Origin of the sequence: Acrocarpospora pleiomorpha (genome assembly GCF_009687885.1) — a bacterium.
Taxonomy (GTDB): Bacteria; Actinomycetota; Actinomycetes; order Streptosporangiales; family Streptosporangiaceae; genus Acrocarpospora; species Acrocarpospora pleiomorpha.
The window spans coordinates 36,953-56,852 of record NZ_BLAF01000021.1; the positions used below are offsets into that span (position 1 = coordinate 36,953).

At 66.8% G+C, this 19,900-nt stretch carries 18 protein-coding genes and 3 pseudogenes; 12 read left to right on the forward strand and 9 right to left on the reverse strand.

Annotated features, from left to right (window positions below):
• Positions 1 to 163: 163 nt before the first annotated feature.
• A complete protein-coding gene (locus Aple_RS19860) occupies positions 164 to 2,236 on the forward strand; it encodes a serine/threonine protein kinase (protein ID WP_170321571.1) in 2,073 nt (690 codons plus the stop codon).
• A 19-nt stretch (positions 2,237 to 2,255) separates the two neighbouring features.
• Here Aple_RS19860 and Aple_RS19865 read toward each other — a convergent pair whose 3' ends face one another.
• The 5 genes from Aple_RS19865 to Aple_RS19880 are packed head-to-tail and all read right to left on the reverse strand — an operon-like array spanning position 2,256 to position 8,640.
• Positions 2,256 to 3,161: a hypothetical protein gene (locus Aple_RS19865; protein ID WP_155346132.1), complete on the reverse strand. Its 906-nt coding sequence runs from the start codon at positions 3,159 to 3,161 to the stop codon at positions 2,256 to 2,258.
• 9 nt (positions 3,162 to 3,170) lie between these two features.
• On the reverse strand, positions 3,171 to 4,346 hold the full coding sequence (locus Aple_RS19870) for a hypothetical protein (protein ID WP_155346133.1): 1,176 nt from the start codon (positions 4,344 to 4,346) through the stop codon (positions 3,171 to 3,173).
• A 1-nt stretch (position 4,347) separates the two neighbouring features.
• Positions 4,348 to 5,895 carry a DEAD/DEAH box helicase gene (locus tag Aple_RS53325; RefSeq protein WP_218038420.1) on the reverse strand — a complete coding sequence of 516 codons (1,548 nt, stop codon included), beginning with the start codon at positions 5,893 to 5,895 and terminating at the stop codon, positions 4,348 to 4,350.
• A complete protein-coding gene (locus Aple_RS53330; protein WP_218038421.1) occupies positions 5,852 to 7,258 on the reverse strand; it encodes an AAA domain-containing protein in 1,407 nt (468 codons plus the stop codon). Before Aple_RS53330 ends, Aple_RS53325 begins: the two co-directional genes overlap by 44 nt.
• On the reverse strand, positions 7,255 to 8,640 hold the full coding sequence (locus tag Aple_RS19880) for a protein kinase family protein (RefSeq protein ID WP_155346134.1): 1,386 nt from the start codon (positions 8,638 to 8,640) through the stop codon (positions 7,255 to 7,257). Before Aple_RS19880 ends, Aple_RS53330 begins: the two co-directional genes overlap by 4 nt.
• A 163-nt stretch (positions 8,641 to 8,803) precedes the next feature.
• Here Aple_RS19880 and Aple_RS19885 point away from each other — a divergent pair, with 163 nt between their 5' ends.
• From Aple_RS19885 to Aple_RS19900, 5 genes and pseudogenes are all read left to right on the forward strand, one after another.
• Positions 8,804 to 10,552, forward strand: coding sequence for an Hsp70 family protein (locus tag Aple_RS19885; RefSeq protein WP_155346135.1), 1,749 nt, complete (start codon positions 8,804 to 8,806; stop codon positions 10,550 to 10,552).
• A pseudogene (locus Aple_RS56325) lies at positions 10,549 to 10,752 on the forward strand (alcohol dehydrogenase catalytic domain-containing protein); the annotation flags it as partial. The gene Aple_RS19885 and the pseudogene Aple_RS56325, both read left to right, overlap by 4 nt.
• Positions 10,753 to 10,775: 23 nt before the next feature.
• Positions 10,776 to 11,114 (forward strand): zinc-binding dehydrogenase, encoded by a 339-nt coding sequence (locus tag Aple_RS19890; RefSeq protein ID WP_373869603.1) that lies wholly within the window; start codon positions 10,776 to 10,778, stop codon positions 11,112 to 11,114.
• A 120-nt stretch (positions 11,115 to 11,234) separates the two neighbouring features.
• A pseudogene (locus Aple_RS19895) lies at positions 11,235 to 11,381 on the forward strand (macro domain-containing protein); the annotation flags it as partial.
• A 42-nt stretch (positions 11,382 to 11,423) separates the two neighbouring features.
• Entirely contained in the window at positions 11,424 to 11,945 is a 522-nt protein-coding gene (locus Aple_RS19900) for an SMI1/KNR4 family protein (RefSeq protein WP_155346226.1), read from the forward strand.
• Between the two features lie 15 nt (positions 11,946 to 11,960).
• Here Aple_RS19900 and Aple_RS19905 read toward each other — a convergent pair whose 3' ends face one another.
• Positions 11,961 to 12,638, reverse strand: coding sequence for a DeoR/GlpR family DNA-binding transcription regulator (locus tag Aple_RS19905; RefSeq protein WP_246264636.1), 678 nt, complete (start codon positions 12,636 to 12,638; stop codon positions 11,961 to 11,963).
• A 34-nt stretch (positions 12,639 to 12,672) separates the two neighbouring features.
• Here Aple_RS19905 and Aple_RS19910 point away from each other — a divergent pair, with 34 nt between their 5' ends.
• The gene (locus tag Aple_RS19910; RefSeq protein WP_155346138.1) at positions 12,673 to 12,993 is read left to right on the forward strand and encodes a hypothetical protein; all 321 of its coding nucleotides are present in this window, start codon (positions 12,673 to 12,675) and stop codon (positions 12,991 to 12,993) included.
• Positions 12,994 to 13,021: 28 nt separating this feature from the next.
• Here the strand turns inward: Aple_RS19910 and Aple_RS19915 are convergent, their stop codons facing one another.
• Positions 13,022 to 13,954 (reverse strand): helix-turn-helix transcriptional regulator, encoded by a 933-nt coding sequence (locus tag Aple_RS19915; RefSeq protein ID WP_155346139.1) that lies wholly within the window; start codon positions 13,952 to 13,954, stop codon positions 13,022 to 13,024.
• 142 nt (positions 13,955 to 14,096) lie between these two features.
• On the opposite strand from Aple_RS19915, the gene Aple_RS19920 reads away from it, so the two are divergent.
• The 5 genes from Aple_RS19920 to catC all read left to right on the forward strand — a co-directional run bounded on the left by Aple_RS19920 (position 14,097) and on the right by catC (position 18,734).
• Positions 14,097 to 15,326 (forward strand): cytochrome P450, encoded by a 1,230-nt coding sequence (locus Aple_RS19920; RefSeq protein WP_155346140.1) that lies wholly within the window; start codon positions 14,097 to 14,099, stop codon positions 15,324 to 15,326.
• Position 15,327: 1 nt separating this feature from the next.
• Positions 15,328 to 16,389, forward strand: a complete 1,062-nt coding sequence (locus Aple_RS19925; RefSeq protein WP_155346141.1) for a 2Fe-2S iron-sulfur cluster-binding protein — start codon at positions 15,328 to 15,330, stop codon at positions 16,387 to 16,389.
• 45 nt (positions 16,390 to 16,434) lie between these two features.
• Positions 16,435 to 17,541: a mandelate racemase/muconate lactonizing enzyme family protein gene (locus tag Aple_RS19930; RefSeq protein ID WP_155346142.1), complete on the forward strand. Its 1,107-nt coding sequence runs from the start codon at positions 16,435 to 16,437 to the stop codon at positions 17,539 to 17,541.
• A gap of 63 nt (positions 17,542 to 17,604) precedes the next feature.
• Positions 17,605 to 18,447, forward strand: a complete 843-nt coding sequence (gene catA / locus Aple_RS19935) for a catechol 1,2-dioxygenase (protein WP_155346143.1) — start codon at positions 17,605 to 17,607, stop codon at positions 18,445 to 18,447.
• Positions 18,444 to 18,734 carry a muconolactone Delta-isomerase gene (catC, locus tag Aple_RS19940; RefSeq protein WP_246264637.1) on the forward strand — a complete coding sequence of 97 codons (291 nt, stop codon included), beginning with the start codon at positions 18,444 to 18,446 and terminating at the stop codon, positions 18,732 to 18,734. Before catA ends, catC begins: the two co-directional genes overlap by 4 nt.
• Positions 18,735 to 18,881: 147 nt before the next feature.
• On the opposite strand, the gene Aple_RS54540 is transcribed toward catC, so the two are convergent.
• Together Aple_RS54540 and Aple_RS54550 are read right to left on the reverse strand one after the other, a co-directional pair.
• Entirely contained in the window at positions 18,882 to 19,337 is a 456-nt protein-coding gene (locus tag Aple_RS54540) for an MFS transporter (RefSeq protein WP_246264639.1), read from the reverse strand.
• Positions 19,277 to 19,884 (reverse strand): annotated as a pseudogene (locus Aple_RS54550) (MFS transporter). The gene Aple_RS54540 and the pseudogene Aple_RS54550 overlap by 61 nt, the downstream one beginning before the upstream one ends.
• Positions 19,885 to 19,900: the final 16 nt, after the last annotated feature.

Genomic DNA, 19,900 nt, shown 5'->3' on the forward strand with positions numbered 1-19,900 from the left:
TAGGCGAGCAATGCTGGTCAATGTCTGTCGTCTTGCCACGAAGCGACCGGATCACCTTGTTATTGCCGATATCGGCCCCTGGTCCCCCTCTAGCACTGGCACGGAGGTAGCTCGGAGTGAGGCAGATCGGCTGCCGGTACGGCGAATCCGTCGCCTGCCGCTGATGTCGGCGCACGCCAACGGCAAGGCCTCGGAATCGGAAGGGCCGGGAACGGACGACGTGGCCGGTCCTGGCCTGACCTCCGCGCTTGAGGTGGTCCGGCTCACAGCTCGGGGCTCGCGTAAGGACTTCGCCCTCGATGCCAGGCCGATCGCCGGGGGCGGTCAGGCGACGGTCTTCGGCGCCGTCCACAAACCCACCGGTGCGCGTGTCGCGTTCAAGAGACTCGACTGGCGCTCCCCCGACGCTCTCGCGCGGATGCGGCGTGAGGTGGAGGCGGCTCGCCTGTTCGGGGGCAATCCCCATGTGCTTCCCGTCCTGGACTGGAGCCGGTCGTATGACTGGTTCGTCATGCCGCTGGCGGACGGCACGGCACGAGTCCTCGCCGAGGAACCTCCGGAATCGGCGGTGGTGCGCGCCTTGGTGACGGCCGTATGCGAGGCGTTGCGTGAACCGCACCGGAAGGGCTGGATTCACCGAGACCTCAAGCCGGACAACGTTCTGCGTTTCGCCGGCCGGTGGGTGGTCGCGGACTGGGGGCTGGGCAGGCGGCCCCGTGGACAGACCACGGACCCTCGCCGTACCCAGGTGGGTGTCCAGTTCGGGACCGAGGGATTCGCGGCGCCGGAGCTGGCGGTCGACGCGCACGTGGCCGGACCGCCGGCCGACATCTACAGCATCGGACAGATCGTCGGCTGGGCGCTCAAGGGCACATGGCCGCAGCCGAATGTCCCCCTGCTGCCTCCGTCCGGGCCGTGGCGCGCCATCGTCCGGGCCGCGACGATGCACGACCCCCATCGACGCATCGGAACGGTCGACGAGCTTCTTTCCATGGTCGCGGCGGAGTTCGACGCGCCGGCGGAGTTGGCGTCCCGTGGTGGGCGGCTTCTCCCCGCCGTACGCGCGGGAGACCGGGAAGCGCTCGTCGAACTGTTCCGGCTCGCGGCGCGGTCCGACCTTGATCACGACTTCTTCCGAGATGTTCTCGTCGCTCTCGACGGCGACCGGCTCCGGGCGGCGGTGTCGGCGGATCCGCAGGCCGTCGGGGAGGTGGTGCGCGCGATCCGTCTTCTGGACTCGGCGAACGGATCGGCCGGGCGGGAACCCGGCGACCACGGCCGTGCCATCACGTGGCTGTTGGCCATCGCCGGCCACGCGGAGAGTCTGGCCCAGTGGGATCTGCTCGACGAGGTCTCCGACGCCATCCTGCACCTGAACGCGAACGAACAGGTGAGTCCCGAGGTCCACGGCGAAGTCGTCGCGTGGCTGACCGCCGCGACGGGAACCGCCGCCTCCGTCATCGCCGCGGTGCTGCGTCGTTACACGCCCCGTCCGCACCTGGCCGGCCTGGCGGACGGCGGCGCGCTGGACCATCGGATCCGCCTGGCACTGCGCCCACGATTACAGGCCGAAAGCGCCGGTGGCGATCCTGCGGCCGCCGACGAGGACCACACCGGCAAACGCCGGCCAGTGACACGACGAGCGACACTGCTGTCCGCGATCGGCGTCCTCGCCGCCGTACTGATCGTGATCGGTACGCTCCTGAGCAACGTGTCCAACCCACCCGGAGACCCCAGCGAGAGCTCCGGCCCTTCCATCGCCCCCAGCGAGAACCCCCTCGCCGGCCTTCCCGGTGTCCCCAGCGAACTGGCCGACTCGTCGAGCATGCGGGCGTTCATCGAGGCGTGGGATCTTTATCCGAGCTGGAGTCGATGCCGGTCCGGCTCTGGAGACACCGCCCTCACCGGTAACTTCCCAGCCCGCAGGACCCAAGGCGGCGGGCTGCCGGTCCGGAGCAGCTACTGCACCAACGACGGCAACCTCACGGTGATGTTCGCCAACTACAGACCGGCTGCCTACAACGAGGTCGCGCCCGCCTACTTCGATGCCGCACCGCCCGTCCAGCCGGTGGGTGGCGAGAAGACACCCCCGCCGGGGCTTCACGTCTTCGCTTGGAGTCCCACGCAACGGGCGTTGGTGTGGACGGACACCGAGGCGCGTCTGATCGGGGTGGCCGTCACAGACAGCCCACGCACCGACCTCGTCGAACTATGGTCGAGGTATCGACCCCGGTAGTGCCTCCACCGCCGGCTCATCACCACAACGCTCGGACTTGATCCGCACGAGCCCACCCGCACACTTTGCGGGTGCCACTGACCGCGATACCGAGAATCCAGTCCCACTCGGGGGTCAGCGAAGGATCGGCGCTGTACTTGTCCACAAGAAACCTGTCATAGGTGGCGGCCGGCTCCACCAAGGGAGAACGAACGTCCGCCGAGGTGTACAACGAGACCTTGCCCGCCGGGTGCAACGCCACGGAAAAGTGCCGGGGATCACACGGGGCCATCGGTCCGTAGTAGGGGTGAATGCGCACGGGCCAGCCATGCCGCACCCCCACCACATGCGTGATCGGCACGGAGCCGCCGCTGGCGCAGCTGTCTTCGCTCACGGACATGAACTGCTTGACCATGAAGCCGTCCGGGACGGCCGTCACCGCCTCGATGGGCCGGCTGCACCGTGATGTCGTGGCGATCGGCAACCGCAGCTGTTGGACCTGGCCGTCGCCCCACAGCCAGACATACCATGCCTCCGACACCAACTGAGCGCCAGTCGCTCGCAGTCCCACCGCGGCGTCTTCATCGCCGTCCCCGTCGGCGTCGGCGTACCGGGGCGGCCCCGACACCTGCCAGCTCAATCCCCCGGACTCGTTATCGGCGTCACGCCTGGCGGCACCATCAACCAGCTTCACCGTCGAAGCCGTCACCGAATCGAACCACTCAAGGTTCGAGAAGTCGACCTCGCGTATCTCCTGGGACACCACCGGCGTCGTAGGCCGTGCGGGCGCGTCACCAGCACGATCACTACACCCGGTCAGCGCGACGACGGTGCAGAGTAGTGCGGGGATGGCAACGCAAAGACGGGCCCGGGCAGCATCGACGAATCGGTAGGGATCTTGGAACTTCATCCGCCAGAGGTGGACGGTGAGGGTCATGCCGACCATACGTGATCCTTATTCGAGGGCGTCGAGGTGTGCGAGCCGATCGCGAAGACCGTTCTGCTGGGCGTAGGTACGCAGGGAGGCGATTGTCGGGATCTCGATGTCGAGCTGCGCGGCAAGGTCCGTCAGTCGTTGTTCGAGATCCCAGCGCGTTCGCACCTCGCGTTGCCTGGCCATGCCGAGGGCGCGTTCGTGGGCGGCTCGGACACGCAGCCGTTCGTCCTGGCACCACAGCTGGAGGAAGTGGTTCTTGCGTAGTTGGAAGGATCCGACTCGGCTGAGCGGGATCTTGCCCCCGCTGCCGTAGATTCTCGCCGGGAGGACCACGCGCCAGCCACCGTGCGCGGCCCGGACAAGGGTGCCGTGGCCGTAGCCGCTGTCGGCAAGCCATTCCCGCCACAAGGAGCGTTCGTCCAGCCGGGATTCAGCTTCGACCCTGGCACGTGCTTCGGGCACTTGATTGAGCACCCCTTCCAGGAATGAGTCGCGTTCCCTGTTCGCGGCCGTGTATGCCAGCAACGTTCCCTTGATGGTCTCGATGAGATAGGTGGGCAAGTACGCTTCCTGGGGTCGTACATCCCTGACTTCGGTGAGTTGCACGGGCACGTTGTAAGCAGCGCGGTCGGGCCGCGCGGCGAGGTCGGTGATGAGTTTTCCGGTGAATGGGGTCAGTGCGAACATCGGCCGGAAACGCGTGCCATCAGCCAGCATCTCCTTGCTCACAGTGGGGATGTCCAGGATGCTGACCGACCCGTCGTAGTGGCTTCTGGGCAGGGGTTGCCCGGTGAACCGTTCGAAGAGCAGCTTTCTTCGGCTTTCCCTGCGCAGGGCGTAGCGCACTCCTTCGCGGTGCGAGCGTATTCCGAGGTCGGTGAGGCGGACGATGCCGTCACCGGTCGTCGAGACATGGCCCATGATCGCCAGGAAGTGCAGGCAACGCTCCACGAGGGAGCGGTCGAGGCCGAAGAAAGTGCTGAGCTCACCGGCGGTCGTGAGGCCGCCGTCGGCGATCGCTCTGATGAGATACCGGTCGATCACCTCGTAAGCCTGCTCTTCGTAGAGGTCGGCGGTGACTTCGACCTGCCAGAGCGGCCACAGGACGGGAAAGATACGCACGGGGTGCGCGCCCGACCGAGTGACCGCGTGTTCGACAGCTCGTATGGCGGGATAGATGATGGTATGTCCCATCTCACACCTCCGTGACTGCGTCGATCAGGGCGCTGACCTCGCGGGAAGGCCGGAGATCTCCGACCCGTGCGAGGTGGGCGATCATGGCTTTCATGAGCTGAGCGAAGTCATTGTTGCGGGCCTTGCCCAGCGTCGTGGTGTCGCCGACGACGATGAGTTGTGCGCGGGCTCTCGAGATGGCTACGTTGAGCCGGCGCAACTCCTTGAGGAAGCCGACCTCACCGCCGACGTTGCTGCGGGTGAAGCCGTACACGATGAGGTCACGCTCGCCCCCTTGAAAGGAGTCGACGGAGCCCACGTGCTCGGCCGCCTCGGCCGTGCCGAGGCCCGCACGGATCAGGTCGGCCTGGGCGTTGTACGGCACGATCACCGCCCAGTCCTTGTAGTGGGGTGCGTACGCGTTGATCAGCCGGACGATCAGATCGGCCTCTGCTTCGTTGCGGTAGCCGGTTGTATCGCCGGTCATCTCTGTCTCGTGCCGACGGGCTCGGGGCAGGTCGGAGGTGTCGATCATGGCGAACGGGCTTGTGAAGATCGGGTCCTTTCCCTGGCCCGGATGGTCGGTGCGCAGGATTCCGCCGTAGAAAGCGGCGGAGACGAAGTCGGCTATCTCACGCGGCATGCGACGCTGCGTACGGAGCATCACCTGGTGATCATCAGGAAGCGTGCCGTACAGCTGCTCAAAGGCGCTGCGACGCAGCATGTCCCCAATCGCTTCCGCGGCCTCCGGAGCGACTTCGTTGTCGGCTCGTAGACCGTCGGCCCAGGCACGGATCTCCTCGTCGAGATACGGGGGCAGTTGATGGTGGTCACCTACCAGCAGGGTGCGTTTGCCGCGTACCAGCGGGACCAGCAGGTTGGGTGTCGAGATCTGCCCGGCCTCGTCCACAATCACCAGGTCGAACTCGAGATCGGCCAGCAGCCCGGCAGTCGCGGTGCCGATGCAGGTAGCACCGACCACAGTGGCGTATCGCACCATCTCGCGTTGCAGTTCCTCACCGGCCGCCCCCAGGCCGGCACGCCATTGGGCCAATATCTCCGTTCTGGCCGCCAGTTTGGCCACAGCCTGCTCAAGCTGCGCGCATTCGGTGCGCCAGCGGGCGAGGTCGCCGCCACATCCCGCCGCGTTCAGCGGCAACCAGGCGGAGATCATGGGCCGGATCATGGATGCGGCTCGTTCGGCGTCGGCAAGTTCACGATCACGCTGTGCGTGCGTCCGATGAATCTCTCCGGCCAGCCGAGTGGCCTGTGGCTCGCTTGCGACCTGTTGCTCCAGATGCGCCTTGACGGTCTCGTGCGCGCCGTCGGCCCTCGCGAGTCTGTCCTGCGCCGCGGCGAGATCCTGGTGCGCTGCTTGGAGTCTGGGTAACCGGCGACCGGCCAGCCATCGGAAGAAGAAGGCGAACGGTCCCGATTCTGCTCTCGCGAGGCTGGTCTCATAGCGTTTACGTGCGGTACGGCACGCAACGTCGATTTCAGTGGCGAGCGCACGAGCGGTGGAAGCCTCATGCTCGGCCCTGCTCAGGCGATCGGCCAGCGGCGCGGTCACCCGCGCGACGACTGCTTCCCGCTCGGCCGCCAGCAGTCCTGCGGTGGAGTCGGCTGATGAGGCGCTGTCGAGGGCATTGTGCCAGGTAGGAGAGCCAGCGCTGAGCGGGAGCATTCGGGCCGGAGAAAGCGGCCAGTGCGGCCGCGGTGCCCTCCGTGCCGGCCAGGATACGGCTCTGTTCCTGCTGCACTCGGGTCTCGACTATGAGGCTTTTGGCGTGAGCGCTCATCTTGTCTTCGTTGCCGATCCGGACGGTGAAAACATCCTCCGGCAGCTTCTCCAAGACGTTGTCCACCGCTCGATTGGTGTGAGAGGTGATCAACACTCGCTGGCGGCCCGCGCACGCGGTGACGATCTGAGCGATAGTCCTGGTCTTGCCGGTGCCGGGCGGGCCGAGGACCAGCAGCATGTCGGGGGCCCCGAGGGCGCGCTGGAAGGCGGCGAGCTGGCCGCTTTCACGATCGAGCGGCTCACGTGGCTGTGCGTGCCCGTCTGGTTCGTACGGTGAGACCTGGCGATTGACGAGCTGGTGAAGCAGGCGAGGGTTGGCCGATCGGCCCTCCCGGAGGCGTGTTACCGCGTCCGCTTGCGCTTGGAAGATGCGGTCGCTGGGCATCGCCATCAGAGCGCCACTCGCGGGCACTTGGCCGTAGTCAATGGCGCGTTCAAAGCGGATCGTGAGTTCGGCGCCCTTGAGCCGTTTAACTCTGCCGCGCAGTTCTGGCCGTTCCCGCACATAGAGCACCGCGCCTTCCGCCACGTCGGCGGATCGCAGGAGCTGAAAGGTGTAGACGTCTCGGGCGGAGTGGCGCTCTTCCCTGGCACTGGCCTTGTTGCGGTAGAGCAATGGCTCGGCACCGTGTTGCTTGGCGACCTCGATATCCCTGCCCGCCTCGATCACTCGGCTCATCAGATCGAGGTACCGCGCGTGCGAGGGCGGCAGCTGGGATCGGGCGGTCACGGGCGCCTCGGCCTGGGCCCAGGCTCGCATCAGGAGATCCCAATGGGCCGACATGCCCAGACGTACATCACGGACATGCTGAAACGCCTGCCAGCCGTACTGACACCGAATGAGCAAGGCAGCTGCGACCAGCCGCTCCTCGTCCCTGAACGTACGTGGGACGGCGCTGCCCAGGCTGTAGGCGTCACCCCGGTTGCTGGGATAGAGCCAGGCGACGTGCCTGCTGGTGTAGACGACCAGCCGGCCATCATCCAGCCGTGCCGGCAGCGTACCCAGGCGGGCGAGGCTGCTCATCTCCTCGATCAGCGCGAGTGGATGCAGGGCAGGGCCGAGCTTGGCGTAAATCTTCTGGGAGGGCACGACCGCCACGGCTGTGGACAGCAGCACCGGCACAGTGGTCATGACATCGCCCCGCGAGACAGAACCTCCCGCGCCCGGCGCAACTCAGCCGCGAGTACCCGGATATCGGCAGGGCGTCGAGTCGGATCGGCGTCAAGGGCTCGGGCCAACATGTCCTCCAAAACGTCGGGGAACTCGGGCACGACCGCGCGTAGCGGCAGCACGGCGCCTGGCATGCCGGAGATGGAATGGTGAACGAGCGCGGCGACCTGGTAGATGTCAGTGCTCGGCCCGGGCGGAACTGGAGCCAGGCCCGGTCGAAGCTGTTCCGGAGCCTGGTAGGGCGCGATTCCTTCACCGGGCGTCACCGGGATCGCGGCCAAGCCGAGATCGCGAAGAACCGCCGCGAGCCTGCCCTCACGCAGGATGAGGACATCTGGACTCAGGGCACGGTGCGCGTGACCTCGTCGATGCAATTCATGCAAGCTGTCACACACGGCGGCGGCAGCCGCGGTCACAGCCGCGGCTCCCAGCCGATCAAGCGCTGTGGCCGGACCCAGTGCTTCTCGCCACGACGAACCCGCTGAATATGTGGTGGCCAGCGTCACCACGGAGTCGCCTACGCGGATCAGCTCGGCCTTACGCGGCAGGCCGCGAACACCGGCCAGATCGTCCAGGAGAGCGGCCTGATCGACCAGTCCATCCTGTCTCGCACGACCGTGAGGCGAATCGCGGAACAACTGAACCTGCCGGAGTACGACACGCTGTCCCGGCGGGCTGATCCGATCGGCGGTCGCCTGTCGCCATACCCATGAACGGTCCGCGGCCGGCGTCTCGACCGCATCCTCGTGCAGGAGGTGGTGGCCGTTGATCCACCCCGGCCGCCACTGGCCGTCGTCTGCGGGTACGGCAAGCGTGATCGGCGCCGGATGGTCATCCACTGGTGAGCGATAAGGGTTGTAGTAGAGGTTCCGGATGTGGTCTGCCTCGGGCCGCGCCAGAAGATCACGCAGCTTGTTCTCATCCCAGAGGCCGATCTTGATGCCAGTGTCTTCTTGCTGCTCAACCCATTCTCCCCACCATCTGTCGGAGGCGGGCGGCATCGTACAGGGGATACACAGAATCCATCTGTCGATGACGTGATGATGCTTGGCTCTGGCATCGAGCGCGGATTTGAAGGAGCGTCTCACCTTTTCGTGATGCTTGCTGTTGAAGCCGTCGATGTAGTACTTCGCCTGCCAGATCGATACACGACCGTGGAGTTCGCCGATCAATACGTCGATGCCCCAATCGCCTTCGCTGCCGCTCGGCTCGGGGATCCGCGCTTGGATTCCTTCGATGGCCTGAACCAGCATCCCGAGCATCTGCTCGAACTCGATACGGCCGCCGGCCTCGTTCTGACGCATTGCATGCGCGAGGAAGTTGACCGAGGGCATTCCTGTCATGCCTCACACACCTGGTGCACTGGATCCGCCATGTCACTAGAAAGCCAACTACAGCGGGAGACTAACGGATATCGTTCCTGATCGTCAGAAATCAGGAAAACAGTACGAAATTCTGCTACCAGATCACCTTTGATCAAATCATGAGTGAACTGAGGTATGACACATGACCCGCTCCCGGTCCATTGGCATTGGCCTGGGCACAACCAACTCGCGCGCGGCCGCCCACGAGGACGACCAAGCAATGATCATTCACAACCGGCACGGCTCACGATCCACGCCCTCAATCATCACTATCGCGGCCACCGGCGATGTTCTCGTGGGCGAGGACGCGCTCCGCCACCCACCCGATGACATAAATCGGACTACGCGCTCTTTTATTAGAGAATTAGGAAACGGATGGAGTTTCGGCGTTAAAGGTGAGCAATTCACTGCCCAACAGCTGTGCGGGTTCCTGCTCCGGCGCCTGAAACTCGACGCCGAGGCATTCCTTGGAGCGCCGGTCACCAACGTCGTGCTCGCCATCCCGGCCGGCAGCCGGTCGAACCTGCGACGACCGCTGGAGGAGGCTTGCGCCCTGGCTGAGCTCAACCTCCTGCGCCTCGTCAACACACCGACAGCCGCCGTATTGGGGTACCGCCTTCCGGCGGCCAGCCACCGCACGGTCCTGGTCTTCGACCTGGGCGGCACATCTCTGGAAGTCTCGATCGTCCACCCGGCACCGCAAGCCGAGAATGGCTTCCTGGAAACGCGTGCGTGCCGACGCGATGACGCCTTCGGCGGCCACGCGTGGGACGAGCGCGTCGTGAACGACCTCATCGGCTGGCTCGGCCACCGATACGGCGTGGACCTCGTCGGGGACATGCCTGCCCTCCGGCGCTTACGCCTCGTCGCAGAACGGGCGAAGATCAGCCTCTCCAGCAGCACAGAAGTACCGCTCAATGAGCTCCACATCACAACAAAGCATGACAATCCACTACATCTTTGGGGCAGCTTGACACAGGAGAGGTTGCACCGCCTGAGCACAGATCTCCTCGACCGATGCGCTGCCTTGATCCATGCGGTCATCCGCGACGCCGGGATCACAAAACCCGACATCACCGACGTCGTGCTCGCGGGAGGCTCGGCTCGAATGCCCGCCATCCGCGGGCTCCTCTGGACACTGACCGGCAAACAACCACGCGGCGACGTCGACCCCGGCGAAGCCGTCGCCCTGGGGGCGGCCCTCCACGCCGCAACAATGTCCGGCGACGTCAAGGGCGCCGAACTGCTGGCCGTCATTCCCCTTTCCCTTGGTATCGAGACCAGAGGCGGAGTGTTCACCAGCCTGATCGATGCGAACACCATCATTCCCGTCAAGCGATCTGAGATATTCACGACTGCCGAGGACAACCAGCCATCTGTAAACATCCAGCTTTTCCAGGGCGAGCGGAAAATCGCGGCCGACAACAAGCTGCTGGCCACCGCCGAACTGACCGGAATCGAACCCGCTCCGCGCGGCGTGCCGCAAATCGAGGTCACTTTCTCCGTAGACGCCAATTACGAGCTGGAAGTGTCGGCCATAAACCTCGCGACCAGAAAGAAGCAGCAGGTCATGCTCGATCGATGCGTCGTTTCAGCCTCACCGGACGAGTGTTTCAAGGCAACCGAAGACGCGCGGATCTACGCCCAACGCGACCGACAACGACTCCATGCCGTCGAAGTACGGAACAACGCCGACAGCCTCGTGTATTCAACCGAGCGATTTCTCAGCCAACACGAGCACGACCGGGACGGCGAAGCGAGGATCCGCGCATCGGTAGCGCGCCTGAAGCAGGCCCTGCAAGGACACGACACCTCCGAGATCCATGCTGCAGCGACGGAACTTGCCAACCTCAGTCGCCAGCACCTCAAGCCGACAACCCATGAGTCCTGACCCGCAGACATGGCGTCCGAGCCGGGGAATTCCCTCGCGCCCTCACCGGCGACTTTCCGATGGTGCCGGGGAACGAGTTCGCCGGCACCATCGAGCAGGTCGGCGAGGACGTCACCGGTCTCACCGTGGGCGAGCCCGTCCTCGGTTTCAGCACCCTCGGCGCCTACGCCGAGCCCATCGTCGTCCCCGTCGATCAGGTCGTCCGCAAGCCCGCGACCATGCCGTGGGAGGTCGCCGGCGGGTTCTCCGGGCACGCGCAAGGGGCGAGGAACGCGCTCAACCAGATGAAGGTGACCAAGGGCGACACCGTGCTCATCAATGCGGCCGCCGGAGGATTGGGCGCCTTTGCCGTGCAGCTCGCTCGTCCTCGGGGTGTTTCCACTGTCATCGGCACCGCGAGCCCGGCCAACCACGAGTACCTGCGCGCGCGGCCCACTTCGAGCGCGGAGAACTCTCCGTCGCCTCCCGGGCCCGCTACCGTCTGGAGGACGTGGCGAACGCCCACCGCGATCTTGAGACCGGTCACGGCCGAGGCAAGGTCGTGATCGTAGTCGCCCCATAGCCGGAGCGCAGCCGGAGTTCAGGGCGGCTGGGATGTGAGGGTGGCTGCACCGATGCGAGTGCTGCCTGACGCCATTGCCGAGGAGAGCGGGCAGCGCGGTACGCCTGCCAGACTCGGCATATGCGGATGCGTGTGGTCAAAGGTGACATCACCAACGAGCACGCGGACACGGCCAACTCCTCGCTCCTGGGCGGCGGCGGGGTGGGCGGTGCCATCCACGGGCGCGGCGGCCCGGCAATCCTGGACGAATGCCGCAAACTACAGGCCCGCATAGGCCATGATCACTTTATGCATCTTACGCATGGCGACATGGGCGATGATCGTGTCGTGGACGCGCTGTTCGCTCGGGTGGCCACCAAAGCGGCCAGGGATCGGCCGCCGCGTGGCGTGACCGCTGCCGAGGTCGCCGAGGCGGAGCGTTCGCTGGGTTTCTCGCTTCCGCCGATGCTGGTGCGGCTTTACACGGACGTGGCAAACGGAGGTTTCGGGCCTGCCTACCACGTGCTGCCCCTGGTGGGAGACGGCCGGACGGCGGTGAGTTCGTACCACCACGAACGCCGGATCTCCTGGCCGGCGCAGGTTCTTCCCCTGCTGGACTGGGGCTGCGGCATGTACGCCGCCGCCGACTGCCGCGACCCCGACGTGCCCGTCCTGCTGTTCGAACCGAACGGCATCGAGGACGACTGGCACCACGCCTGGTACGTGGACGCCGACAGCCTGACCCACTGGCTGGAAACCTGGCTGGCCGAGACGGGGTGGTACGGGGAGGAGCCTTCCGACGACATCGAGATGGCGCAGTGGGAGGCGGCCCGGGAACGCCTGGCGGAATGACCGCCTTCCGGAACCTCAGTCGGCCACGCGCAGGTCGACGCCGTGCGCATGGCACCAGCGGGCGACATCGTCGGTCGCCCGCTCGGTGATGATCATGTCGATGGGGTCCAGGTCACAGACGGTCACGAAGTCGGCGGTGCCGAACTTGCTGCTGTCCATCGGGATGACGACGCGGCGCGCGCGGTCGATGACGGTCCGCTTGATCTGTGCTTCGGCGACGTCGGCGACGCTGATGCCCTCCTCGGTGAGCCCGCTGGTACCGATGAAGGCGATGTCGACGGTGAATCGGCTCAGGGTTTCTAGCGCGATGGGGCCGACGAGTGAGCCGCCGAGAAGGCGGATCGTTCCGCCGAGCAGGGTGTGCCGGACGCCGGGGCGGTCGGCGACGGCATTGGCGACGCCGAGGGCGTTGGTGAGGATGTTGATGTCGGGGCGGTCGAGCCCTTCGGCGATCCATTGCACGGTGGTGCCTGAGTCGAGGAAGACGGACTCGCCGCGGGCGATTTCGTCGCGGCAGGCCCGCGCGATCTTCTGCTTGGCTTCGCGGTGTTGTCCGCCGCGGTCGTGCAGGGTTCGTTCGAGGCGAGGCTCGACGGCGATCGCTCCGCCGTGGGTACGGCGGAGCAGGCGGCGGTTGTGCAGCTCGCTGAGGTCCTTGCGGATCGTCGGCTCGGTCACGCCCAGCAGGTCCACGAGGTCGGACAGGCGTACCCGGCCGTGTGCCCTGATGACCTCGACGATGCTCCGCGCCTACGTGCAGAATCTGCGAACCCATCTCGCCGAGGTCTCCCGCGTGGTCGCCCCCGGCGGGCTCGTCGTCTATTCCGTGGCCAACTCGGTACGCGCCGGACGGATCTTCGACCTCGCGGCCGGGCTCGCGCAGCTCCTAGACGAAGTGGGGTTCTCCGACGTGCACGCCGTACCGCGCGTCCAGGCCGGGAGGCGGATCCTCCCGCCGGGGCGGGATGCCCGGAGCGGGCGCTTCTCCAGCGACCCCCGCAAAGCGGGGGTGCGCGAATACGTCGTGTACGGGGCCGCGCGACTTTGACGGGCTCAGCGGTACAGGGTCGCGCAGCTCAACGGGCCTGCGACGGCGGGCGGCCGTAGCGCCGCCGGAAAGCCGCGGCGAATCTGCTCGCGCTGGAGAATCCCCACCGGGCGGCGACCTGGCTGACAGACAGCTCCGGATGCGCTTCAAGGTCGGCGTGGGCCCGCTGTAGTCGGACACCGACGAGATGCTGCATCGGCGTGCACCCGACCCATTCCCGGAAGCCTTCCTGCAACCTGCGGACGGTGGTGCCGGCGACAGTCGCCATCTCGGCGGCGGTCCAGGCCCTGGCAGGATCCGTGCGGACGGCGTCCACGACTCGGGAAATCGCGCGGGGACGGGGCACCGGACCATGGCCGAGGTCTGGGCAGCCGGCGAGGAGGAATCCGGCTGACACCGCTCCGGCCAACTGCTCCTGGACGATCGGCTGGTCGCTGAACAGGTGGCAATTCCGCATGTGGGACAAAAGGCCCGTGATCAGGTGCTGCCAGTCCCGGCCGGCTCCGTGGTCGAGGCGTAGCTGATCCGGCAGCACTCCGAAGACACGAACCGGCTCGGCGCCGAGAATCCGCTCGGCCTCGCGGTCCAGCCAGTCTCGGTTGAACTTGACACCGAGCACCGTGCACGTCGCATCCCAATGGCTGATCAGCGATGAGATGTCCGCTCGGAAGACCGTTGCCTGGCCGGGCACTGACGTCACGGTGCCGTGCCGGCCACGGCTTTCGAGGTGACCTGTCAACGGCAGGTTGACCTCGTAGGCACCCGGGTAGCCGCAGGCGACCGCGACGTCGGCGCCCCACCCGACGTACCCGATCAGCACCGGGCCAAGATCCAGCGTCCGCAGCGTCAGCCGTGGCTCGTGCCCACCGAGCAGGGTGAGCTGGTGCGGGAAGTAGGCGTCTGCCACCAACCTCGAGACTCGCTCCCAGTCCCGGGGCGTCGCACCACGGCGCGCGGACATGAACGCATGCTAACTGGTCAGGGACGATAGGTCGGATTCGTCGCGCAATCCGTACCGGGGCCGCGCTTATCGTGTCGTCGGCCGGATCCGTCGGACCTACCTTCTGTCCAACCCGGACGAAGTCCCGAAGGAGGCCGCGTCAATGACGGCGAGCGACACCACCACCCCGGATCTTTCCTGGCTGAACGACGTCACCATGGCTCAGCTTGAGCGGAATCCGTACGAAGCCTACGAGCGGCTGCGCGCCGAGGCCCCCCTCGCGTATGTGCCCGTGCTCGGGTCGTACGTTGCCGCCACTGCGGAGATCTGCCGTGAGATCGCCACGAGCCCGGACTTCGAGGCCGTCATCACGCCGGCCGGCGGTCGCACCTTCGGCCACCCGGCGATCATCGGCGTCAACGGCGACATCCACGCCGACCTGCGTTCGATGGTCGAACCCGCCCTGCAGCCGGTCGAGGTGGACCGCTGGATCGAGGAGCTGGTCCGGCCGATCGCCCGCGGTTACCTGGCGAAGTTCGAAGACGACGGCCGCGCCGAACTGGTCGCCCAGTATTGCGAGCCGGTCAGTGTCCGTTCCCTCGGTGATCTGCTCGGACTGCAGAGCATCGACTCGGACAAGCTGCGCGAATGGTTCGCCAAGCTCAGCCGTTCCTTCACCAACGCGGCGATGACCAAGGACGGTGAGTTCGCCAACCCGCAGGGCTTCGTCGAAGGTGACGAAGCGAAGGCCGAGATCCAGGCCGCGGTCGACCCGCTGATCGACAAGTGGATCGCCGAGCCCGCTGACACCGCGATCTCGCATTGGCTGCACGACGGGATGCCGCCGGGGAAGACGCGCGACCGCGAGTACATCTACCCGACGATCTACGTGTACCTCCTCGGCGCGATGCAGGAGCCGGGTCACGGCATGGCCTCCACCCTGGTCGGGCTGTTCAGCGAACCCGACCAGCTGGAGCAGGTCGTCGACGACCCGGCGCTGATCCCCCGGGCCATCTCCGAGGGCATGCGCTGGACCTCGCCGATCTGGTCGGCGACCGCCCGCATCTCGACGAAGCCGGTCACTTTGGCCGGGGTCGACCTGCCTGCCGGTACTCCGGTGATCCTTTCCTACGGCTCGGCGAACCACGACATCGGCGTCTACGAGGCGCCGACCCGGTACAACATGCACCGGCCCCCGCTGCCGCACCTGGCCTTCGGCGCCGGCAACCACGCCTGCGCCGGCATCTACTTCGCCAACCATGTCATGCGCATCGCTCTGGAAGAGCTGTTCGAGGCGATCCCGAACCTCGAGCGGGACACCGCTTCGGGCGTCGAGTTCTGGGGCTGGGGCTTCCGCGGCCCGACGACGCTGCACGTTACCTGGGAGGTCTGAGATGACCTTCACCGCGACCGTCGGCGACCGGGACGTGCCGTGCGGGGAGGGCCAGTCGATGCTCGACGCCTTCCTCCGCGCCGGCGTCTGGATGCCGAACTCCTGCAACCAGGGCACGTGCGGCACCTGCAAGCTGCGGGTGGTCAGCGGTGACGTCGATCATCGCGACTCGCCCGCGGACACCCTGACGGACGAGGAGCGGACGGCCGGCTTAGCGCTGGCCTGCCAGGCCCGGCTCCGCTCGAACGTCGTCGTCGAGAGCACCGGGGGCGCGGCCGGCCGAGCCACCCACCCACTCCGCGACCTCACCGCCACCGTCCGTGAGATCGAGGACATCGCCCGCGACACCCGCAGGCTGCGGCTCGGCCTGCCTGAACCGCTCGCCTTCAACGCCGGTCAGTACGTCGAACTCACTGTGCCCGGTACGGAGGTGCGGCGGCAGTACTCGTTGGTCAACACCTCGGCGGAGGACAAGGTGCTGGAGTTGCACGTGCGCCTGGTCCCGGGGGGAGCGGCGACCGAGCAGTGGATCTTCGACGGCCTTGCCGTCGCAGATCGGGTGCGAGTCACCGGGCCGCTCGGCGACTTCTGCCTTCCCTCGCCGGACGAGGACGACGGCGGCCCGATGGTGCTGATCGGCGGCGGGACCGGCCTCGCTCCACTGATCGGGCTCGCCCGCACCGCGCTGGCGCGCGACCCGAACCGGGAAGTCCTGCTGTACCACGGCGTCCGCGGCGCAGCCGACCTCTACGACCTCGACGTGATGGCCGAGCTCGTCGAGACCTACTCCGGCTTCAGGTTCGTGCCGGTGCTGTCCCACGAACCGGCAACCGAGGGCTCGTCGCACCGCACCGGCTTCCCGACGGACCTGTTCGTCGAGGATGTCGCCAGTGCCCGTGGCTGGTCGGGCTGGTTGTGCGGGCCGCCGCCGATGGTCGAGGCCGGGGTGAAGGCGTTCAAGCGTCGGCGGATGGCGCCCCGCATGATCCACCGGGAGAACTTCACTTCCCCACCTCCATCGATCTCTACCCGCATGGCCGGTTGCCGCTCGGCAAGTTCGTGACCGAGGAGATCGGCATCTCCCCGCTCGCCCCTCTCGGAGGTTCTGGTGAAGATCGTCGCAATCGAGGCGATCCCCTTCGTCATCCCGTACCGCAAGCCACTGCGCTTCGCGTCAGGCGAAGTTCGTACCGCCGACCACGTGCTGGTCAGGGTGCACACCGACGACGGAGTCATCGGTGTCGCGGAAGCCCCGCCCCGGCCGTACACCTATGGCGAGACACAGGACTCGATCGTCGCCGTGATCGCGAAGATTTTCGCGCCGGAGCTCGTCGGGCTTCCACTGCTCGGACGGGAGGTCAGGTACGCACGGCTGGAGCGCACCGTCGGCAACCCGACGGCCAAGGCCGCCATCGACATGGCCTGCTGGGACGCCATGGGCAAGACATTGGACCTCTCGGTCACCGAGATGCTCGGTGGGTACACCGACCGGCTGCGGGTCTCGCACATGGTCGGGTTCGCCTCTGACGAGGCGATGGTGGCCGACGCCGAACGGGTCCGCGACACCTACGGGATCACCACGTTCAAGGTGAAGGTCGGCCGCCGACCCGTCTCCCTCGACGTAGGTGCGTGCCGGGCGCTGCGCAACGCCCTGGGCCCCGACGTCGAGCTGTACGTCGACGGGAACCGGGGCTGGACGCCGGCCGAGGCGGCGCGAGCGCTGACCGCGATGGCCGATCTGGACCTGACCCTGTCCGAGGAGCTCTGCCCGGCCGACGACGTCCTCGGCCGACGCTGGCTCACGGCACGGACCACCATCCCGACCGTCGCGGACGAGAGTGCCGTGAACCCGGGCCAGGTCACCCGTGAACTGCTCGACGGCGCCGCCACAATGATCAGCATCAAAACCGCCCGGACCGGCTTCAGCACCTCACAGCGGATCCTGCACCAGTGTGAAGGCCTCGGCGCCGAGATCGTGATGGGCAACCAGATCGACGGTCAGGTCGGCACAGCCTGCAGCGTCGCCTTCGGCGCCGCGCATCGACACAGCTCTCGCCGCGCCGGGGAGCTGTCCAACTTCCTGGACATGGCCGACGACCTGCTCACCGAACCGCTGGAGATCAGCGACGGCGAGCTGACCGCGCGGTCCGGTCCGGGCATCGGAATCGCCATCGACCCCGACAAGCTCGCGCAGTACCGAACCGACAACGTCTGAGCGACCACACCGTCTGAGCGACCACACGCATCCCGAACCGCAGCGACGTCTCAGGAGAACACCATGACCGTCACCGAAGACAAAGCCACCGCCGCAGGCTCCGGCCGCAACGCCACGGCCTCGTTCGCCCGCAAGCAGCGGACGACCGAGCCGGCCGACCACGCCCGTGTGTCGGCCATCGCCACTGACGCCCTCGCCGCGCTGCACGAGGTCATCCGTCGTCACCAGGTCACCTATACCGAGTACGACGCGCTCAAGGCGTGGCTGATCGACGTCGGCGAGACCGGCGAATGGCCCTTGTTCCTCGACGTCTTCATCGAGCACGTTGTGGAAGAAGTGGCTAACGCCGACCGCCAGGGCGCCGTCGGCACCATCGAGGGCCCCTACTACATCCCCGACGCTCCAGAGTTCCCCAGCGAGGCCACCGTGCCGATGCGCGGGGATGAGAAAGGCACCCCGCTGCTCTTCCAGGGCACCGTGACCGACCTCGACGGCGCACCAATCGAGAACGCGCTCGTCGAGCTCTGGCATGCCGATGACGCCGGCTTCTACTCCCAGTTCGCCCCCGGCATCCCCGAGTGGAACCTGCGCGCCCAGATCCGCACCGGCACCGACGGCCGGTACACCTTCCACACCATCCAGCCCGCGCCCTACCAGATCCCGACGGACGGAGCCTGCGGGCGCCTGATCGCCGCCGCGGGCTGGCACCCGTGGAGGCCCGCCCACCTGCATCTCAAGGTCAGCGCCGCGGGCAAGGCGCCGATCACCACTCAGCTGTACTTCGCCGGCGGCGAGTACGTCGAAGACGACGTGGCGCAGGCTGTCAAGCCTGAGCTGATCCTGCACCCGACAGCTACCGCGTCGGGCAACGAAGTCACCTACGCCTTCCCGCTGGACCCCGCGTGACCGAGCTGTTCGCGGTCCGCATGGACGTCGCGCTGCCAGCGGAGATGGATCCCGCGGAGCGCGCCGATCTGCTGGCTCGGGAGAAGGCGTACTCGCAGCAGTGGCAACGATCGGGCCACTGGCGCAGCATCTGGCGCTGCGTCGGCGAGTACGCCAACCTCTCGGTCTTCGAGGTCGAGAGCAACGCACAGCTCCACGACATCCTCTGGGGCCTGCCCCTGTTTCCATACATGACCATGACGGTCACGCCACTGGCCGTCCATCCCTCCGACATCGCTGCCAGGTGAGCACCACGGCATCGAATCCTGCCGTTCACCCCGGCACGAGCGTGCCATGCTCTTCCTGCGCCCCGCAGACGTGTGCCGAGTCCCCGACGACAGCGATGAGGCCGTCATCCCGCTGCGAACGATCCCCCGGTGTTCGCCGGGGAAGCGTCAACGGACCGGGTGCGGATGCTCGCCCCTCCGTGTCGAGCCGTCGTCATCCTCGGTCTCGGCAATGTCGCTCAGCACCCCGGATGCGGCCAGCTCGTCCTGCGCGGCGAGCCTGTCGAAGCCGCTGACTGCCGGATAGGTATAGCGGCCCAGCGATCCGATGAGGATCGCGCCGACCACGAGTGTTCCCATGAGCACCGGGATGACCGGGTCGTACGAGCCCAGCAGATCGTATGCCAGTCCGAGAAGGAGCGGTCCGAACGCGGTGCCGAGAAGGAACGCGGCTTGCACCGCCCCGAGGATTCTCCCGAAGTAGCGGGTGCCCAAATAGCGGCTGATGAGGACGGCGAGCAGGTCGCCTTCGATACCGAAGGCCACGCCGATGGAAGCCACCGCTATGACGGCGGCGGGGAAGGGCGGGTGCAGGAAGAGCAGGCCGACGATGGGGGCGAGCATGCGGAGACGAGCGCCATCACTCCGTACGCGCCTCGCCATCCGACATTGTCGATGAGCGCGCCGGCCAGCAGCGGGGCCACGGCCGCGCCCAGGCTCAGAATGGCCGTCACCACCCCGACTGCGAGGGCCCGGTTGTGTCGAACCATGTCACCACCGCCCTGGCGACGGGAACGGCCGTCCCGGCCCCGAAGAAGCCGACGAAGAAGCAGGGAATGACGTGGAACTGAGCGATCGGTGGCATCAGCCCGATGAGCGCGAGCGAGACCGAGAACAGCAGGAACGCCGGCACGAGGATGTACCGCGCGGCGAAGCGATCGACGAGTTGCCCGACGATCACCAGCCCGATCGCCATCCCGACCGCGGCGACAGAGTAGGCCCCGGTGACGGTCGTGCGGCTGAATCCCGTCTCCTCCACGATCGGCAGCACGAACAGGCCCAGGGTGGCCAGGAACATGGTGTTGGGTCCGACGGCGTTGGCGACGCCACCGCCGAAGACCACCCACCACGGGCTCCGTGGCTTTCGGCGCTGCCGCAGGGAAGAATTCATGATTGCTCCTGCGCTC

What these genes read in the sequence shown, in the direction of transcription:
- Aple_RS19910 (WP_155346138.1), top strand. Translation starts at nt 12,673, where the DNA reads ATGACCTCGACGATGCTCCGCGCCTACGTGCAGAATCTGCGAACCCAT.
- Aple_RS19860 (WP_170321571.1), top strand. Translation starts at nt 164, where the DNA reads ATGTCGGCGCACGCCAACGGCAAGGCCTCGGAATCGGAAGGGCCGGGA.
- Aple_RS19865 (WP_155346132.1), bottom strand. Translation starts at nt 3,161, where the DNA reads ATGGTCGGCATGACCCTCACCGTCCACCTCTGGCGGATGAAGTTCCAA.
- Aple_RS19920 (WP_155346140.1), top strand. Translation starts at nt 14,097, where the DNA reads ATGACGGCGAGCGACACCACCACCCCGGATCTTTCCTGGCTGAACGAC.
- Aple_RS53330 (WP_218038421.1), bottom strand. Translation starts at nt 7,258, where the DNA reads ATGACCACTGTGCCGGTGCTGCTGTCCACAGCCGTGGCGGTCGTGCCC.
- Aple_RS54540 (WP_246264639.1), bottom strand. Translation starts at nt 19,337, where the DNA reads ATGCTCGCCCCCATCGTCGGCCTGCTCTTCCTGCACCCGCCCTTCCCC.
- Aple_RS19900 (WP_155346226.1), top strand. Translation starts at nt 11,424, where the DNA reads ATGGGCGATGATCGTGTCGTGGACGCGCTGTTCGCTCGGGTGGCCACC.
- Aple_RS19870 (WP_155346133.1), bottom strand. Translation starts at nt 4,346, where the DNA reads ATGGGACATACCATCATCTATCCCGCCATACGAGCTGTCGAACACGCG.
- Aple_RS19880 (WP_155346134.1), bottom strand. Translation starts at nt 8,640, where the DNA reads ATGACAGGAATGCCCTCGGTCAACTTCCTCGCGCATGCAATGCGTCAG.
- Aple_RS19925 (WP_155346141.1), top strand. Translation starts at nt 15,328, where the DNA reads ATGACCTTCACCGCGACCGTCGGCGACCGGGACGTGCCGTGCGGGGAG.
- Aple_RS19885 (WP_155346135.1), top strand. Translation starts at nt 8,804, where the DNA reads ATGACCCGCTCCCGGTCCATTGGCATTGGCCTGGGCACAACCAACTCG.
- Aple_RS19915 (WP_155346139.1), bottom strand. Translation starts at nt 13,954, where the DNA reads ATGTCCGCGCGCCGTGGTGCGACGCCCCGGGACTGGGAGCGAGTCTCG.
- catA (WP_155346143.1), top strand. Translation starts at nt 17,605, where the DNA reads ATGACCGTCACCGAAGACAAAGCCACCGCCGCAGGCTCCGGCCGCAAC.